A 16,534-nucleotide genomic window follows, 5' to 3' on the forward strand; every position below is an offset into this window, starting at 1 on the left:
TTGTATTTTTTCCCAAAATAATTTGTCATTTGATAAAAAACGGATTACCTTTGCCCTCCCAAATTGTAAGGGTAAAACAGAAGTAGTTCATTACATATGTCTCAGAGAATTAGAATCAAGCTGAAGTCCTACGATCATAACCTGGTAGACAAATCTGCTGAGAAGATCGTTAAAACCGTGCGTAACACGGGTGCCGTGGTAACTGGTCCTATACCGTTGCCTACTGAAAAGAAAATCTTTACGGTACTGCGTTCTCCGCACGTTAACAAGAAGGCTAGAGAGCAATTCCAGCTGTGTACGCACAAGCGTTTGCTGGATATTTACACATCCTCTTCCAGGACTGTTGATGCCCTGAGCAAGTTGGATCTGCCTTCCGGTGTTGAAGTAGAGATCAAGGCGTAGTAAAGAACGCGGCAGGGGCGGTGAAGCGATTTACCGGCCACTGAACGGCAGGATCGACGAAAAGGATCGCCTGAGCTGCTGACTGGATAAGTCAGCGGTGTTTGGCAGGACGGACCGGCGAAACTGTTAAGGCAGATGGTGAAGGCGAATCGAGAGAGCTGCCGGCCCGCTGAAAAGACACTAAACAGGACAAGGCGAATCGAAAGATCCGCCAAAACTGTTAAAACACTAAACTGGCAGGCGAAAGGCCCGGTCCGGTTTAATTTGAAAAGTTCGGTTGTATGATGCGGTTATTCAGCAGTATGCTGGTGATCAGCAGGTTATTACATACAACATATCTGTAACAAACATATAGGTCACGCCTTCCGGGTGGCCGCCCAATAAATGTATTTAAACCGCCCATCCTGGGGAAAGCACGAACACCCCCAGGCGCTGGGTAAAACTATATAGCAATGAAAGGTATTATTGGTAAAAAGATTGGTATGACCAGCATCTTCGAGCCGAATGGTAAGCAAACAGCTTGTACCATCATCGAAGCTGGACCCAACGTGGTTACCCAGGTAAAGTCCCAGGAGACTGACGGGTACACCGCAATTCAGGTAGCATTTAGCGACAAAAAAGAAAAGCACGCTACCAAAGCAGCAACAAATCACTTCGCGAAAGCAAACACCTCTCCCAAACGTTTCGTAAAAGAATTCCGTAACCCTGATGTAGCAAAAGCCCTGGGTGAATCTATCACCTGCGAGATTTTCGCAGAAGGCGAAAAGGTTGACATCGTAGGCACCTCCAAAGGTAAAGGCTTCCAGGGCGTAGTTAAACGCCACGGCTTTAGCGGTGTGGGTGAAGCTACACACGGCCAGCACGATAGAAGCAGAGCTCCCGGTTCTGTAGGCGGTTCTTCTTATCCTTCCCGCGTTTTCAAGGGCATGCGTATGGCAGGCCAGACTGGTAACGAAAGAGTGAAAGTGAAAGGTCTGAAAATACTGAAGATATTCCCTGATAAGAATTATATCCTGGTAAGTGGTTCCGTTCCCGGCCACATTGGTTCAATCGTTTTAATCCAGAAGTAATATGCAACTCGATATTTTAAATATAGAAGGTAAGAAAACCGGAAGAACTGTTGAGCTTCCTGAAGAGATCTTTGGTGTAGAGCCTAACAATCACGTAATCTACCTGGCTGTAAAACAATACCTGGCCGCTCAGCGTCAGGGTACTCACAAGGTAAAGACCCGTGCAGAAGTAAAGGGTGCTTCCCGTAAGCTGCACAAACAGAAAGGTACCGGCGGTTCCCGTAAAGGTAACATCCGTAACCCCTTGTACAAAGGCGGTGGTACTATCTTTGGTCCTAAACCTCATGGCTACGACTTTAAGCTGAACAGGAAAGTGAAAGATCTGGCTAAGATCTCTGCCCTGTCTGTAAAAGCTAAAGAAAACCAGATCATCATCCTGGAAGATGTGAACCTGGAAGCGCCTAAGACCAAACAGGTTGTGAACATCTTAAAGAACCTGAACATTAACGTAGAAGGCCGCAAGACCCTGGTGGTAATGCCGGAATATAACGACAATGTATACCTGTCTTTAAGGAACATCCCCAGCGTGGATGGCGTAGTACTGGCTGATATCAATACCTATGATATCGTTAACAGCAACTACCTGGTGTTCACAGAGAGCGCAGTAAAGATCTTCACCGAAGAACCGGCTGAAGCATAATTTTTGAATAACAAGCTAAAGCTAACAGCTAACAGCTAAAAGCTATATAAGATGAAACTTTCAGACGTTTTAATCAGACCGGTGGTAACTGAAAAGGTGAATAAGGCCACTGATAAATTCAACCGCTACTACTTCATTGTTGACAAAAAAGCCAACAAACTGGAGATCAAGAAAGCAGTGGAAGATTTTTACGGCGTAGCCGTAGCCGGTGTAAACACAGCCGTAATGCCGGGCAAAAGCAAGTTCCGCTTTACCAAAGCCGGTTTTATCGCAGGTAAGAAGCCTTCTTTCAAAAAGGCGATCGTTACCCTGGCAGATGGAGAAACTATAGATCTGTATGCTAACATATAGTGCCCTGATCCCGGCATAACACCCGGGACAATGGTTGTATATACAGATCATATTATAAATAATAACTAGCAACAAAGAAACTAGACAATGGCACTGAAGAAGTACAAACCGATGACAGCCGGTACCCGTTGGAAAATAGGCAACGCTTATGCGGAGCTTACTTCGGATACACCGGAAAAAAGTCTCCTGGAGCCTGTGAAAAAATCAGGCGGCAGGAACGTACAGGGTAGAAGGTCTATGAGGTACATTGGTGGCGGCCACAAACAGCACTACCGTATCATAGATTTCAAACGCGATAAACACGATATCCCCGCTACAGTTAAAACTATCGAATACGATCCTAACCGTAGCGCATTCATCGCATTGCTCAGCTATGCTGATGGTGAGAAACGTTATATCCTGGCTCCCCAGGGCCTGCAGGTAGGCGGCACCGTATTAAGCGGTCCTACTGCGGCTCCTGAAGTAGGTAACGCGCTGGTATTAAAGAATATGCCTTTAGGTACCGTGGTACATAATATCGAACTGCAGCCTGGTAGAGGTGGCGCTATCGCCCGCAGTGCCGGTACATATGCACAGCTGTCCAACAAGGAAGAGAAATATGCAGTACTGAAAATGCCTTCCGGCGAGCTGCGCAAGGTGCTGATCACCTGCTCTGCTACCGTAGGTACCGTTTCCAACTCAGACCATGCGCTGCAGTCCATCGGTAAGGCAGGCGCCAACCGCTGGAGAGGCATCCGCCCCCGCAACCGCGGTGTAGCCATGAACCCTGTGGATCACCCGATGGGTGGTGGTGAAGGTAAAGCCTCCGGCGGTCACCCCAGGTCAAGGACAGGTAAATATGCGAAAGGCCTGAAAACCAGGAAGCCGCATAAGAGCTCTGATAAGCTGATCATTACCAGGAAAAACGGCAAGAAATTATAAACATCATCTCACTAAATAGGTTCCGCTGAGGAACATCCCCGGCGGAACCTGTAAAGTGAATTGGAAAAATAAATAGACATGGGTCGTTCCATAAAAAAAGGTCCTTACGTTGACCACAAATTAGAAACGAAAGTAGAGAAGATGAATGAAGGCACTAAGCGCGCTGTGATCAAAACATGGAGCCGCCGTTCTACCATCACTCCTGACTTTGTGGGCCATACATTTGCGGTACACAATGGTAACAAATTCATCCCTGTGTATGTAACAGAGTTTATGGTAGGCCATAAGCTGGGTGAGTTTGCGCCAACCCGTAACTTCAAAGGACACGCTAACAAGAAAATGTAACTAATATAGTTTAGGACGGCAACGTCTTAGACGACTAATATCAAATTTTAAACAATGGAAGCAGTAGCTAAGCTGAACAATAATCCTACATCTACCCGCAAAATGCGGTTGCTTGCAGATCTGATCCGCGGTCTGGATGTAGAAAAGGCTTTGAATATTTTGAAATTCCATCCTAAGCATCCCAGCGTACCATTGGAAAAACTGCTGGTATCTGCCATCGCCAACTGGAAAGTGAAGAATGAAGGCACCCGTGCAGAAGATGCTGAACTGATTGTGAAAACTATTTTTGTGGACGGTGGCCGTATCCTGAAAAGAATGCGCCCGGCTCCCCAGGGTAGAGGTTATCGCGTTCGCAAAAGAAGTAATCACGTTACGATCGTTGTGGATAGCCGTCCAGTAGCAGCAGAAAAGAAATAAAAACTATTCAACTAATTAGATAAATAAACCAGGAACATGGGTCAGAAAACAAATCCTATTGGTAACAGGTTAGGTATCATCAGAGGATGGGACTCTAATTGGTATGGTAGCAAAAAAGATTACGCTACCAAACTGATCGAAGATAACAAGATCAGAACTTACCTGAATGCCCGTATCAACAAAGGGGGTATTTCACGCGTAGTGATCGAAAGAACACTGGGTAAGCTGATCATCACCATCCATACCTCTAAGCCTGGCATCATAATAGGTAAAGGTGGTGGCGAGGTTGACCGCATCAAGGAAGAACTGAAGAAACTGACTGGTAAGGAGGATGTACAGATCAACATTCTGGAGATCCGCCGTCCGGAAGTGGATGCCAATATCGTTGCTGAAACAATCGCCAAACAGATCGAAAGCCGTATCAACTATAAGCGTGCTACCAAGATGGCTATTGCTACCGCTTTAAGGATGGGTGCAGAAGGTATCAAGGTGAAGCTGAGCGGTCGTTTGGGCGGTGCTGAAATTGCCCGTTCAGAAGAAATGAAGCAAGGCCGTACGCCGCTGCATACCTTCCGTATGGATATCGATTATGCATCTCTGTTTGCCATGACCGTATACGGTAAGATCGGCATCAAGGTGTGGATCTGTAAAGGTGAAGTATTAGGCCAACGCGATCTTAACCCGAACGTGCTGACAGGTAAAGAAGGTGAAGGACGCCCGGGTGGCGATCGTGGTGACCGCAGAGGCGGCGACCGCGGTGAGCACCGTGGCGGCGGCGAAAGAAGGGACAACCGCGGTGGCGGTGGTGACCGTAGAGGCGGCGGCGACAGGGGTGGTCGCAGATAAGCAATAAACAATTATCGATTAACAATTAATAACATATAACAATGTTACAGCCCAAGAGAACGAAACACAGGAAAATGCATAAAGGCCGCATCAAAGGTAACGCTAAGCGCGGTGCTGCCCTTTCCTTTGGTACGTTCGGACTTAAAGCATTAGAGCCGAAATGGATCACCGACAGGCAGATCGAAGCTGCCCGTCAGGCCCTGACCAGGCATATGAAACGTGAAGGTAACGTGTGGATCCGTATATTCCCTGACAAACCTATCACTGCTAAACCGTTGGAAGTGAGGATGGGTAAAGGTAAAGGTGCTCCTGATCACTGGGCGGCTGTGGTAAAACCGGGCCGTATCCTGTTCGAAGCAGACGGCGTTCCCTTACAGGTAGCGAAAGAGGCCATGGAACTGGCTGCACAGAAACTGCCTATTAAAGTGAAGTTCGTAACACGCCACGATTACGTAGCGTAAGTGACAGGTGGAGAGCTATCAATTACAAGTAAACAGTAAAATAAAATTTTAAGCAATGGCAGCAAAAGTAAAGCTGGATCTGAAAAGCCTGAGCGAGCAGGATCTGAAAGACAGGATCGCTGAGGAGCAATTGCGCTTGAAGAAGATTACGTTTAGTCATGCCATCACGCCGATCGAAAACCCAATGGGCATCCGCTCTTTGAGGCGCGAGATCGCACGGATGAAGACTGAACTCCATAAAAGAGAGCTGGGCTTTTAAATCCAAGCGGGCGCCGCGGCTGTAAAGTCACCGGTTACCCGTGAGATCATATAATATTTATTAATCCCCTCCAGTGGAAGGGTTTGAAGGGAAAAATACTTTCAACAATGACCGAAATTAGAAATTTAAGGAAAACCAGGACCGGTGTGGTATCCAGCAATAAAATGGATAAAACCATCACCGTAAGCGTGGAGCGTAAAGTGAAGCACCCGATCTATGGTAAGTTCGTGAAGAAAACTACCAAGTTCATGGCTCATGACGAAAAGAATGAGTGCAGCATTGGCGACACCGTTAGGATCATGGAATCCCGCCCCTTGAGCAAAAACAAGTGCTGGCGCCTGGTAGAAGTTATCGAAAAGGTAAAATAATTCATTATTGTTTCAAGCTGCATACCGGCGTTCCCGGATGTAGCCGCTGATTAAACAACTAGCAAAACTTAGTACGATGATACAACAAGAATCAAGGCTGAATGTGGCTGATAACAGCGGCGCTAAAGAAGTGCTGTGTATAAGGGTATTGGGCAATTCCGGCCAGGACTATGCGAAAGTGGGCGATAAGATCGTAGTGACCGTTAAGGACGCTATCCCTGCAGGTGGCGTGAAGAAAGGTATGGTAACCAAAGCCGTAATTGTAAGGACCAAGAACAAGCTGCGCCGTAAAGACGGATCTTATATCCGTTTTGACGATAATGCCGTTGTATTGCTGAACAACTCCGACGAGCCCCGCGGTACCCGTATTTTCGGTCCGGTTGCCCGTGAGCTGCGCGATAAGGGGTACATGAAGATTATCTCTCTGGCCCCCGAGGTGCTGTAAGACAAGATGTTGGAAGTAAAAAAGTAAAAATTAAATGTTTTACTTTTTTACTTATCTTTGCAGCCCGTTTACAAAAACGTGTCAATTTTTTATCAAGCGGAATAAATGTTCCGCTTGGCGTTTATAAATAAACAAAAATGAAAACTAGATTCAAGCCTAAGTTCAACATTAAAAAGGGCGACCTGGTAGCGGTGATTACCGGCGACGATAAGGACCGGACCAAGCCCCGTAAGGTGCTGGAGGTGCTGGTGAGCGATGCCCGCGTAGTTGTGGAAGGCGTTAATATCATTACCAAGCACACCAAACCTACTGCTCAGAACACCAAAGGTGGTATCGTAAAGCAGGAGGCTCCTATCTCTATCTCCAACGTAATGTTGTGGGACGCGAAGGCTGGTAAACCTACCAAAGTGAACAGGCAGAGAGAAAACGGCAAATTAGTTCGTATAGCTAAAAAATCAGGGGAGGTAATTAAATAATGGCAAACACTACATACATTCCCAGGTTACAGAAAAAGTACCGCGAAGAAGTGGTAGCAGCGCTGATGAAGAAATTCAACTACAAAAGCGTAATGCAGGTACCCCGCCTGGTAAAGATATGCCTGAACCAGGGCATCAACGGCGCTGTTAGCGACAAGAAACTGGTAGACATCGCAGTGGACGAAATGACCCGTATCGCTGGTCAGAAAGCCATCGCTACCATGTCTAAGAAAGATATATCCAACTTCAAACTGAGGAAGAACATGCCTATCGGCGCCCGCGTAACCCTGCGCAGCACCAATATGTATGATTTCCTGGATCGTCTGGTTGCAGTATCCCTGCCCCGCGTTCGTGACTTCAAAGGCATTAACGAAAAGGCATTTGATGGCCGTGGTAACTATACCCTGGGCATCACTGAGCAGATCATCTTCCCCGAAATTGATATCGATAAAGTGACCAAAATGGCCGGTATGGATATCACCTTCGTAACAACGGCAACTACCAACGAAGAAGCTTACGAGCTGCTGAAAGAGCTGGGTATGCCGTTCAAGAACATGAAAAAGGACTAATCAGGTAATTTATCTATATATAATAACTTATGGCAAAAGAATCCGTAAAAGCCAGGCAAAGGAAGAGAGAGAAAATGGTAGCCAAGTTTGCAGAAAAACGCGCCGCCCTGAAAGCGGAAGGCGATTATGCAGCACTGGACCAACTGCCAAGGAACGCTTCTCCCGTTCGCCTGAAGAACAGGTGTCAGCTCAGCGGCCGTCCTAAAGGTTACATGCGTCACTTCGGCGTCTGCCGTAACATGTTCCGTGACCTGGCACTGGCTGGTAAAATACCCGGCGTTAGAAAAGCTAGCTGGTAAGATTTTTAATGTGGATGGGCTCCGGAGCGATTTACTCCGTCATCCACAGATTTTTGATTTTCCTTTCTATTACTGATTGGATATCGCATTGTAAACATTTTAACTTTTACAAACAATGGTTACTGATCCAATAGCAGACTTCCTGACTAGAGTCCGGAATGCTCAAATGGCCAACCACAGGATCGTGGAAATTCCGGCTTCCAAATTAAAGAAGCGTATCACTGAAATTCTGTACGACAAGGGTTATATCCTGAAGTACAAATTCGAAGAGGACACCAAACAGGGCGTTATCAAGATAGCGCTGAAGTACGATCCTCAGACGAAAGAACCCGCTATTAAAGAAATACAACGTATCAGCCGTCCTGGTTTACGCCAGTACTCCAAACCTGCGGATTTCCGCCGTGTTAAGAACGGTCTGGGCGTGGCTATCATCTCTACCTCTAAAGGGGTAATGACTGATAAAGAAGCTAAAGCGCAGAACGTAGGTGGCGAAGTAGTTTGCTACGTTTACTAATATATTTGTCAGCTATACAGTTCCCATCCGGAACGGTATAGCTGATATCCGATTTTGGAGGGGTGTGGCTGACAATTAAGCTTTCTATACGGAGCTGAACACAGCACACCAGCATTGATAACGACATAAAATTCAACAACATGTCACGTATAGGGAAAGCTCCCATAAAATTAGCCAGCGGTGTAACGGTAAGCGTTTCCCCGGTTAATGAGATCACAGTAAAGGGCCCTAAAGGCGAACTGAAAAGAAGCATAGACAGGGATATCACCGTAGAGGTGAAAGACGGTGTTTTAACCGTTTCCCGTCCTACAGATCAGATCCGCCACCGTGCGCTGCATGGTCTTTACCGTGCATTGATTGCTAACATGGTAAAAGGTGTAACCGAAGGTTTCAAACAGCAGCTGGAGCTGGTAGGTGTGGGTTATAAAGCCACTCACCAGGGTCAGTTACTGGACCTGTCACTGGGTTACTCTCACAATATTATCTTCGAAGTACCTACTGAACTGAAGGTGAGCACCTTAACTGAAAAAGGTCAGAACCCTAAGATCATGCTGGAAGGTATCGACAACCAGCTGCTGGGCCAGGTATCCGCCAAACTCCGCAGCCTGCGTAAGCCTGAGCCGTACAAGGGTAAAGGTGTTCGCTACAGCAATGAAGTGGTACGTAAGAAAGCAGGTAAGTCTGCAGGTAAATAATTAGTTGGCTCCGTTAGCCGGCAGTGTTAACAACTGCCGGCTGATAGCCCGCCACAAACTTTAAAGCCCGGCAGTATCGGGTGCTAAAAATTGAAAGAAATGAACACGAAAGCAATCAAGAGACAGAATATCCGTTACCGCATCCGTAAAAAGGTGGCTGGTACGACTCAAAAGCCCAGGTTGTCTGTATTTCGCAGCAACAGCGATATTTACGTACAATTGATCGATGATACGAACGGTACCACCCTGGCAGCTGCTTCTTCCCGCGATAAGGACATCCTGGCGCAGAAGGGTACCAAATCCGAGAAGTCCAAGCTGGTAGGCGCAGCCCTGGCTGCCAAGGCAAAGGCATTAGGTGTAACAACCTGCGTATTTGACCGTGGTGGTTATCTGTACCATGGCCGTGTAAAGAGTGTAGCAGATGGCGCAAGGGAAGGCGGCATGCAGTTCTAATTTTAATCGTAAATCTGAAATCGTAATTCGCAATTAATAAAATGGCAAAGAATTCATTCAATAAAGTAAAGGCCGGTGACCTGGAGTTGAAGGAAAAGGTGGTGGCCATTAACCGTGTTACCAAAACCACAAAAGGCGGACGTACATTTAGTTTCTCCGCGCTGGTAGTAGTAGGTAACGAACACGGTGTTGTTGGCCATGGTTTGGGTAAAGCCAAGGAAGTGCAGGAAGCTATCACAAAAGGTATTGACGATGCCAAGAAGAATCTCATCAAGATACCCGTAATGAAAGGCACCATCCCGCATGACCAGTTTGCCAAAGAAGGCGCTGCCAAGGTGCTTATCAAACCCGCTGCCCATGGTACCGGTGTAATCGCCGGAGGCTCTATGCGCGCTGTGCTGGAAAGCGCCGGAATTACGGACGTGTTGGCTAAATCTCTGGGTTCTGCCAATCCTCACAACGTGGTAAAAGCCACTTTCAAAGCCCTGGGCCTGCTCCGCGAGCCGGTACAGGTAGCCAAGAGCAGAAGCGTGTCCCTGAAGAAGGTATTTAACGGATAAACCCTGCTTAATCCAATGAACCGGTTCCGGCTGCCGCAGGGTAACCTGAACCAGTAATTTGTAAAGTAGACATTCATTCTAACTTATTATGGCAAAGATCAAGATCACTCAGGTAAAAAGTGGCATAGACCGTCCTGAAAGGCAGAAACTGACCTTAAAGGCGCTGGGCCTTACGAAAATGCACGCTACCGTTGAGGTAGAAGCTACCCCCCAGATACAAGGGATGGTACGTAAGGTGAACCACCTGGTAAAAGTAGAGGAAGTGAAGGGCTAACCACTGTGTTCAGCCTTCACTAAATTATCGTACTTTTGCGTTGGTATTATACAAATAACAATTATATTTAAGGCGAGCGGGTAATTTCCGCGTAAGTAAAAAAAATTGATTTTATGAATCTGCATACACTGCAACCTGCTAAAGGTTCTGTACATAAAGAGAAGCGTCTGGGTCGTGGCGAAGCGTCCGGTAAAGGTGGCACTTCTACAAAAGGTAACAAAGGTCATCAGTCCCGTAACGGTTACTCTCAGAAGAAAGGTCACGAAGGTGGTCAGATGCCTATCCAGCGTCGTTTACCTAAACGTGGTTTCAAAAGCCTTTCTCCAACAGAATACACTGTATTTAATGTAGGCCAGTTAGACCATCTGGTTGAAAAATATGATCTGCAGGATTTCTCTCTCGATAATCTATATGCCAACGGCCTGGTTAACAAAACCGCCAAAGTTAAACTGTTAGGACAGGGAGAACTGAAAGCTAAAGTAACCGTAAAGGTGAACGCTATCAGCGAAAAAGCCAAACAGCTGATCGAAAAAGCTGGTGGGTCTGTAGAACTGATATAAGACTTTACGACAGGGGAGACGCCTACGGAGTAGTGCGTCTTTTCGAATTTAATAGCGCTACTAAACCTTTATCTTCCTGTGAAGAAGTTTATTGAAACAATAAAGAACATCTGGAGTATAGAAGACCTGCGTAACCGCATTCTTACCACGTTGCTCCTTACCCTCGTTTACCGCGTAGGTTCTTATATCGTATTACCCGGTATCGACGCCAACGCCCTGCACCAGTTTTCGGAGAAATCCAACCAGGGTATCTTAGGGCTGTTCAATATGTTTGCAGGTGGTTCCTTCTCGCGTGCATCCATTTTTGCATTAGGGATCATGCCCTATATCTCTGCATCTATCGCCATCCAGTTGCTGACCATTGCAGTGCCTCATTTCCAGAAACTGCAGAAGGAAGGCGAAAGCGGCCGTAAAAAGATCAACCAGTATACCCGTCTGTTAACCGTGGTAGTAACCGGCTTCCAGGCCAGCGCATATGTTGCGTACCTGAAGAACCAGTCTGCCGGCGCTATTATCCCGCAATACGGCGGATTCCTTTTCTGGCTGTCCACCACCATCGTACTTACTGCAGGTACCCTGTTTGTAATGTGGCTGGGTGAAAAGATCACAGATAAAGGTATCGGTAACGGTACATCCCTGATCATCATGGTGGGTATCTTGGCCCGTTTGCCCCAGGCCCTGTTACAGGAGTTCACCTCCAAAACAACAGAAGGCGGCGGCGGTCTGCTGGTATTCCTGATAGAGCTGGCGGTGTTCATCCTCATCACTATCGGATTGATCTTGCTGGTGCAAGGTACCCGAAAGGTGCCGGTGAACTATGCTAAACGGATAGTAGGTAATAAACAATATGGTGGTGTGCGCCAGTTCATCCCCCTGAAGGTGAACGCAGCCGGTGTAATGCCTATCATCTTTGCCCAGGCTATCATGTTTATCCCGGCTACAGCAATAGGTTTTGCCACCTCTTCTGAAAGCGCTTCCGGTTTTATCCGCATATTCAGCGACCATACCAATGGTTATTATAACCTGATATACGCGATACTGGTAATAGTATTCACCTATTTCTATACCGCTTTGATCTTTAACCCCAATCAAATGGCGGAAGAGATGAAGCGTAACAACGGGTTCATCCCCGGTGTTAAACCTGGTAAAGCTACCGCAGATTATATCGGCGCCGTAATGGACCGTATAACCCTGCCCGGCGCCTTCTTCCTGGCGATGGTAGGTATTTTGCCCGGTGTAGCAGCTGCACTGCGTATCAACAGTAATTTTGCCTCCTTCTTTGGCGGCACCTCCCTCCTGATCATGGTGGGCGTAATACTGGATACCCTGCAGCAGATAGAAAGCCAGCTGCTGATGCGCCACTATGATGGCCTGATGAGCTCCGGCCGTATCAAGGGAAGAACGGCTCCGGCTAATGTGTAGGTAATTATATTTTTGAATATAAAGGCACAAGGTCAGAAGGTTTGCCCGGAACAGGGGCCTTTTGACCTTGTGACATTGTGACCATTGGAGTAGGATATGATCCATTACAAGAATAAAGAGGAAATAGAGCTGATGCGCAAGAGCGCATTGTTGGTGAGCGCCACCCTGGAAGCGGTAGCAAAGGTTTTAAAGCCCGGTATGACCACCCTGGAGGTAGATGACCTGGTAGACAGGTTTATCCGCGATAATGGCGCTATACCCTCCTTTAAGGATTACCGCGGGTATCCGAAGAGCAGCTGTATCTCTGTGAATGACGAGGTGGTGCATGGCATTCCCAATGCCTATGTGCTCAAGGACGGCGATATTGTATCTGTGGATGTAGGGGTATTCCTTAACGGATATCATGGCGATAGCGCCTATACGTTTGCCCTGGGCGACGTAAAAGAAGAGGTGCTGAAGCTGATGGGCGCCACCAAGGCGGCGCTGTATAAAGGCATAGAAAAGGCCGTTGTGGGCAACCGCATAGGCGATATAGCTTTTGCCATACAGGAATATGCAGAGAAAGAGCGTGGGTACGGTATCGTGAGGGAGCTGGTAGGCCATGGCCTGGGCAAACACCTGCATGAAGACCCGCAGGTACCTAACTACGGTAAACGCGGCAGCGGCCCTATGATGAAGGAAGGCCTGGTGATCGCAATTGAGCCGATGGTTAACCTGGGATCCAAGGATGTTGCTTACATGGATGATGGCTGGACAGTAGCTACCCGGGATGAGCAACCCTCCGTACACTACGAGCATACAGTAGCTGTACAGAAGGGGCAGGCAGATATCCTCTCCAGCTTTGCAGGAATAGAGGCCGCGGAGAAAGCTAATACAGCATTGAATACCAATTATTAATAAATAAAAAAATAACCAGCTGGTTGCGGAGAATAGTAGAAAATCAGATAATTTCGGGAAATTTTTCGATTTCAAAAGATTTATGCTATCTTTGCAGTCCTAAAAATTTTTATGGCAAAACAGGCACTCATTAAACAGGATGGAATTATACTGGAAGCCTTGTCAAACGCTATGTTCCGTGTTAAATTGGAGAATGGGCACGAGATTTTGGCTACCATTTCTGGAAAAATGAGAATGCACTATATACGAATTTTGCCGGGTGATAAGGTTGGAGTGGAAATGAGCCCGTACGATCTGTCAAGGGGAAGGATCATCTTCCGTTACAAATAACGGAAACGCAGCAGAAGGGAAGACAGGAGAGTAGGGGAGTGAGGCAAAAAAGCAGGATCTTTTTCAGATACAAATAAATCAGACTTATAACTTTTAACTTATGAAGGTAAGAGCTTCCATAAAGAAGAGAAGTGCAGATTGCAAGATAGTGCGTAGAAAGGGTAAATTGTTGGTGATCAACAAGAAGAATCCCCGTTTTAAGCAACGTCAGGGATAATCGTATTCTAATCTAAACAAAGTAAATTTAAAATAGTAATATGGCACGTATAGCCGGTATAGATCTTCCTAAAAATAAAAGAGGAGAAATTGGTCTCACCTATATCTTTGGTGTAGGCCGTTCTACTGCCCAATACATCCTGACCCAATCAGGTATCGATTTCAACAAGAAGGTAAAGGATTGGAATGATGATGAGCAGACTGCCATCCGTAACATAATCAATGCTGAGATAAAGGTAGAAGGTCAACTGCGTTCCGAAGTGCAGATGAATATCAAGCGTTTGCTGGATATAGCCTGCTACCGCGGCTTACGTCACAGGAAGGGGTTACCGGTTAGAGGCCAGCGTACCCGTACCAATAGCCGTACCCGTAAAGGTAAGCGTAAAACGGTGGCCGGTAAGAAAAAAGCTCCTAAGAAATAATCTTGACATCACAACAAACAAGTTCCGTTTTCCTAAGGTGATATACCTGGCAAGTGGAACCTGGATATTGGAATCTGGAATTTTAAATTATTATGGCAAAAGCAACCAATACAAAAACTGCTGCTAATAAAAAGAGGGTAGTTAAAGTAGATAACTACGGAGACGTACATATCTCCGCCAGTTTTAACAACATCATCGTAAGCATTACCAATAAGCATGGTCAGGTTATCTCCTGGTCTTCTGCAGGTAAGATGGGCTTCAAGGGTTCTAAGAAGAACACCCCGTATGCTGCCCAGCTGGCCGCTTCTGATGCTGCTAAAACTGCCTTTGATGCCGGTCTGAAAAGAGCAGACGTATTTGTAAAAGGCCCGGGCGCCGGCCGCGAAAGCGCTATCCGCGCGATCGCCAACTCTGGCATCGAAGTGAGCATGATTAAGGACGTAACTCCCTTACCGCACAACGGTTGCCGTCCTCCCAAGAAAAGAAGAGTGTAGGTATTTATAATATCCAAATTCCAGGTTCCAGATTCCGGTTACGGTATCTGGAATTTGGAGTTTGGAATGTATACTTTTAATGACATTGGGTGTATGATCAGGTTTAAGATTTTTTGAAGATCATACATCGTAACTAAAAAATCTAACAAATAACAACATGGCAAGGTACACAGGACCAAAGACCAAGATCTCCAGGATTTTTGGCGAACCCATTTTAGGTAATGGCAAGTATTTAGGTAAGAACAGCAACCCTCCCGGTCAGCATGGCGCAACCCGCAAACGTAAACAGCTGGGTGAATACGCACTGCAGCTGCGTGAAAAGCAAAAAGCAAAATACACTTATGGTGTACTCGAGCGCCAGTTTGCTAACCTGTTCGAAGAGGCTAACCGCCGTAAAGGTGTAACCGGTGAAGTATTGATCAAACTGCTGGAAGCACGTCTTGACAACACCGTATTCCGTCTGGGTATCGCTCCTTCCCGCCCGGCTGCCCGTCAGCTGGTGTCCCACAAACACATCACTGTTAACGGCGAAGTAGTAAATATCCCTTCCTATCAGCTGAAGCCCGGTGACAGCATCGGTCTGAAACCCAAAACTGCCGGCAATACCGCTTTAACCAGCGTTATCCGTGGTAAGAACCCCAAATTCAGCTGGCTGGATTGGAACGAAAAGGAAAACAGAGGTACTTTCATCGCCTATCCGGAAAGAGAGAGCGTTCCTGAGAATATCAAGGAACAACTGATAGTGGAATTGTACTCTAAATAATAACAACTAAACTTCATATCTCAATGGCAATTCTTAATTTTCAAAAGCCTGATAAGATCGTTTTGCAGAAGTCAACCGACTTTGAAGCTCAATTCGAATTCCGGCCGTTAGAACCAGGTTACGGTGTGACCATCGGTAATGCGCTGCGTCGCGTGCTGTTGTCATCGTTAGAGGGCTATGCCATTGTGGGAATAAAGATAGAAGGTGCAGACCACGAGTTTGCCACCCTCAAAGGTGTTACCGAAGACGTTACCGAGATCATCCTCAACCTGAAGCAGGTACGTTTTAAGAAGATCGTGGAAAATGAAGTGAATAACGAAAAGATCCAGATCTCCATCAAAGGTAAGACCGAGTTCCGGGCTGATATGATCGAAAAAGCCACCAGCGCTTTCCAGATCATGAATCCCGAGCTGCTGATCTGTACGCTGGATCCTTCCGCCAAACTGGATATTGAGTTAACTATCGGCAAAGGCCGTGGTTATGTGCCGGCAGAAGAAAACAAGCCTAAGGATGCCGTTTTTGGCTATATAGCCATCGACTCTATCTTTACCCCCATCAAAAATGTAAAGTACAGCATCGAAAATACCCGTGTGGAACAAAAGACCGACTATGAGAAGTTGATCATGGAACTGGCTACCGATGGTACCATCCACCCGGAAGAAGCTGTAAAACAGGCCTCCCGCATCCTGATCCAGCACCTGATGATCATAACTGATGAAAACATCAGCTTTGATACTAAGGATACTGAGAAAGAAGATGTAGTGGACGAACAGACCCTGCAGCTGCGTAAGATCCTGAAAACGCCGCTGGAAGACCTGGACCTGAGCGTACGTGCGTTCAACTGCTTAAAAGCTGCTAAGATCAACTCCCTGAGCGAGCTGGTACAGTATGAGCAGGAAGAACTGATGAAATTCAGGAACTTTGGTCAGAAATCCCTGAGCGAGATTGAGCAAGTGCTGAACGAAAGGGGCCTGCATTTTGGTATGGACCTGTCCAAACTGAAACTGGAAGAAGAATAATCAGTAATAACGGATGATCCATTACGGGTCATCCATTATTCATTTT

At 46.6% G+C, this 16,534-nt stretch carries 29 protein-coding genes; all 29 read left to right on the forward strand.

The features are described 5' to 3' along the window. The first annotated feature begins 96 nt into the window (after positions 1-96). The 29 genes from rpsJ (at position 97) to F0L74_RS16990 (ending at position 16,488) form a co-directional block, all read left to right on the forward strand. The gene (rpsJ, locus tag F0L74_RS16850) at positions 97-402 is read left to right on the forward strand and encodes a 30S ribosomal protein S10 (protein ID WP_012789286.1); all 306 of its coding nucleotides are present in this window, start codon (positions 97-99) and stop codon (positions 400-402) included. Between the two features lie 452 nt (positions 403-854). Then, positions 855-1,472, forward strand: coding sequence for a 50S ribosomal protein L3 (gene rplC / locus F0L74_RS16855; RefSeq protein WP_149839070.1), 618 nt, complete (start codon positions 855-857; stop codon positions 1,470-1,472). A gap of 1 nt (position 1,473) precedes the next feature. Beyond that, a complete protein-coding gene (gene rplD, locus F0L74_RS16860) occupies positions 1,474-2,112 on the forward strand; it encodes a 50S ribosomal protein L4 (protein ID WP_149839071.1) in 639 nt (212 codons plus the stop codon). Positions 2,113-2,163: 51 nt separating this feature from the next. Continuing rightward, positions 2,164-2,463 (forward strand): 50S ribosomal protein L23, encoded by a 300-nt coding sequence (rplW, locus tag F0L74_RS16865; RefSeq protein ID WP_149839072.1) that lies wholly within the window; start codon positions 2,164-2,166, stop codon positions 2,461-2,463. Between the two features lie 87 nt (positions 2,464-2,550). Then, positions 2,551-3,384: a 50S ribosomal protein L2 gene (gene rplB / locus F0L74_RS16870; protein ID WP_149839073.1), complete on the forward strand. Its 834-nt coding sequence runs from the start codon at positions 2,551-2,553 to the stop codon at positions 3,382-3,384. Positions 3,385-3,462: 78 nt separating this feature from the next. After that, positions 3,463-3,729: a 30S ribosomal protein S19 gene (gene rpsS / locus F0L74_RS16875; RefSeq protein ID WP_149839074.1), complete on the forward strand. Its 267-nt coding sequence runs from the start codon at positions 3,463-3,465 to the stop codon at positions 3,727-3,729. A gap of 54 nt (positions 3,730-3,783) precedes the next feature. Then, the gene (gene rplV / locus F0L74_RS16880) at positions 3,784-4,146 is read left to right on the forward strand and encodes a 50S ribosomal protein L22 (RefSeq protein WP_149839075.1); all 363 of its coding nucleotides are present in this window, start codon (positions 3,784-3,786) and stop codon (positions 4,144-4,146) included. 36 nt (positions 4,147-4,182) lie between these two features. Then, on the forward strand, positions 4,183-4,992 hold the full coding sequence (gene rpsC / locus F0L74_RS16885; RefSeq protein WP_149839076.1) for a 30S ribosomal protein S3: 810 nt from the start codon (positions 4,183-4,185) through the stop codon (positions 4,990-4,992). Between the two features lie 41 nt (positions 4,993-5,033). Next, positions 5,034-5,453, forward strand: a complete 420-nt coding sequence (gene rplP, locus F0L74_RS16890) for a 50S ribosomal protein L16 (protein WP_149839077.1) — start codon at positions 5,034-5,036, stop codon at positions 5,451-5,453. 55 nt (positions 5,454-5,508) lie between these two features. Next, the gene (gene rpmC, locus F0L74_RS16895) at positions 5,509-5,712 is read left to right on the forward strand and encodes a 50S ribosomal protein L29 (protein WP_149839078.1); all 204 of its coding nucleotides are present in this window, start codon (positions 5,509-5,511) and stop codon (positions 5,710-5,712) included. Between the two features lie 107 nt (positions 5,713-5,819). Beyond that, a complete protein-coding gene (rpsQ, locus tag F0L74_RS16900) occupies positions 5,820-6,080 on the forward strand; it encodes a 30S ribosomal protein S17 (RefSeq protein WP_089918395.1) in 261 nt (86 codons plus the stop codon). Between the two features lie 76 nt (positions 6,081-6,156). After that, positions 6,157-6,525, forward strand: coding sequence for a 50S ribosomal protein L14 (rplN, locus tag F0L74_RS16905; protein ID WP_089918397.1), 369 nt, complete (start codon positions 6,157-6,159; stop codon positions 6,523-6,525). 137 nt (positions 6,526-6,662) lie between these two features. Beyond that, entirely contained in the window at positions 6,663-7,001 is a 339-nt protein-coding gene (gene rplX, locus F0L74_RS16910; protein WP_149839079.1) for a 50S ribosomal protein L24, read from the forward strand. Then, positions 7,001-7,570 carry a 50S ribosomal protein L5 gene (rplE, locus tag F0L74_RS16915; protein ID WP_149839080.1) on the forward strand — a complete coding sequence of 190 codons (570 nt, stop codon included), beginning with the start codon at positions 7,001-7,003 and terminating at the stop codon, positions 7,568-7,570. The genes rplX and rplE overlap by 1 nt, the downstream gene beginning before the upstream one ends. A 29-nt stretch (positions 7,571-7,599) precedes the next feature. Next, on the forward strand, positions 7,600-7,869 hold the full coding sequence (gene rpsN, locus F0L74_RS16920) for a 30S ribosomal protein S14 (protein WP_149839081.1): 270 nt from the start codon (positions 7,600-7,602) through the stop codon (positions 7,867-7,869). 115 nt (positions 7,870-7,984) lie between these two features. Next, complete coding sequence (gene rpsH, locus F0L74_RS16925; protein WP_149839082.1) at positions 7,985-8,383, forward strand: 30S ribosomal protein S8; 399 nt, start codon at positions 7,985-7,987, stop codon at positions 8,381-8,383. Between the two features lie 140 nt (positions 8,384-8,523). After that, the gene (gene rplF, locus F0L74_RS16930; protein WP_149839083.1) at positions 8,524-9,078 is read left to right on the forward strand and encodes a 50S ribosomal protein L6; all 555 of its coding nucleotides are present in this window, start codon (positions 8,524-8,526) and stop codon (positions 9,076-9,078) included. Positions 9,079-9,177: 99 nt separating this feature from the next. Next, complete coding sequence (gene rplR / locus F0L74_RS16935; RefSeq protein ID WP_149839084.1) at positions 9,178-9,531, forward strand: 50S ribosomal protein L18; 354 nt, start codon at positions 9,178-9,180, stop codon at positions 9,529-9,531. A 41-nt stretch (positions 9,532-9,572) separates the two neighbouring features. Beyond that, entirely contained in the window at positions 9,573-10,091 is a 519-nt protein-coding gene (gene rpsE / locus F0L74_RS16940) for a 30S ribosomal protein S5 (protein WP_149839085.1), read from the forward strand. Between the two features lie 88 nt (positions 10,092-10,179). Next, entirely contained in the window at positions 10,180-10,365 is a 186-nt protein-coding gene (gene rpmD / locus F0L74_RS16945; protein ID WP_149839086.1) for a 50S ribosomal protein L30, read from the forward strand. 113 nt (positions 10,366-10,478) lie between these two features. Beyond that, positions 10,479-10,925: a 50S ribosomal protein L15 gene (gene rplO, locus F0L74_RS16950; RefSeq protein WP_149839087.1), complete on the forward strand. Its 447-nt coding sequence runs from the start codon at positions 10,479-10,481 to the stop codon at positions 10,923-10,925. Positions 10,926-11,003: 78 nt separating this feature from the next. After that, positions 11,004-12,347, forward strand: a complete 1,344-nt coding sequence (gene secY, locus F0L74_RS16955) for a preprotein translocase subunit SecY (RefSeq protein ID WP_149839088.1) — start codon at positions 11,004-11,006, stop codon at positions 12,345-12,347. Between the two features lie 96 nt (positions 12,348-12,443). Then, on the forward strand, positions 12,444-13,244 hold the full coding sequence (map, locus tag F0L74_RS16960; protein WP_149839089.1) for a type I methionyl aminopeptidase: 801 nt from the start codon (positions 12,444-12,446) through the stop codon (positions 13,242-13,244). Between the two features lie 111 nt (positions 13,245-13,355). Continuing rightward, positions 13,356-13,574 carry a translation initiation factor IF-1 gene (gene infA / locus F0L74_RS16965; RefSeq protein ID WP_012789309.1) on the forward strand — a complete coding sequence of 73 codons (219 nt, stop codon included), beginning with the start codon at positions 13,356-13,358 and terminating at the stop codon, positions 13,572-13,574. Positions 13,575-13,674: 100 nt separating this feature from the next. Further along, complete coding sequence (rpmJ, locus tag F0L74_RS16970; protein WP_072360626.1) at positions 13,675-13,791, forward strand: 50S ribosomal protein L36; 117 nt, start codon at positions 13,675-13,677, stop codon at positions 13,789-13,791. A 40-nt stretch (positions 13,792-13,831) separates the two neighbouring features. Continuing rightward, a complete protein-coding gene (rpsM, locus tag F0L74_RS16975) occupies positions 13,832-14,212 on the forward strand; it encodes a 30S ribosomal protein S13 (protein WP_149839090.1) in 381 nt (126 codons plus the stop codon). A gap of 92 nt (positions 14,213-14,304) precedes the next feature. Then, positions 14,305-14,706, forward strand: a complete 402-nt coding sequence (rpsK, locus tag F0L74_RS16980) for a 30S ribosomal protein S11 (RefSeq protein ID WP_149839091.1) — start codon at positions 14,305-14,307, stop codon at positions 14,704-14,706. A 157-nt stretch (positions 14,707-14,863) separates the two neighbouring features. Next, positions 14,864-15,469: a 30S ribosomal protein S4 gene (rpsD, locus tag F0L74_RS16985; protein ID WP_149839092.1), complete on the forward strand. Its 606-nt coding sequence runs from the start codon at positions 14,864-14,866 to the stop codon at positions 15,467-15,469. Positions 15,470-15,492: 23 nt separating this feature from the next. Further along, positions 15,493-16,488 carry a DNA-directed RNA polymerase subunit alpha gene (locus F0L74_RS16990; protein ID WP_149839093.1) on the forward strand — a complete coding sequence of 332 codons (996 nt, stop codon included), beginning with the start codon at positions 15,493-15,495 and terminating at the stop codon, positions 16,486-16,488. Positions 16,489-16,534 lie beyond the last annotated feature (46 nt).

Origin of the sequence: Chitinophaga agrisoli, from assembly GCF_008386695.1 — a bacterium.
GTDB classification, from domain to species: Bacteria; Bacteroidota; Bacteroidia; order Chitinophagales; family Chitinophagaceae; genus Chitinophaga; species Chitinophaga agrisoli.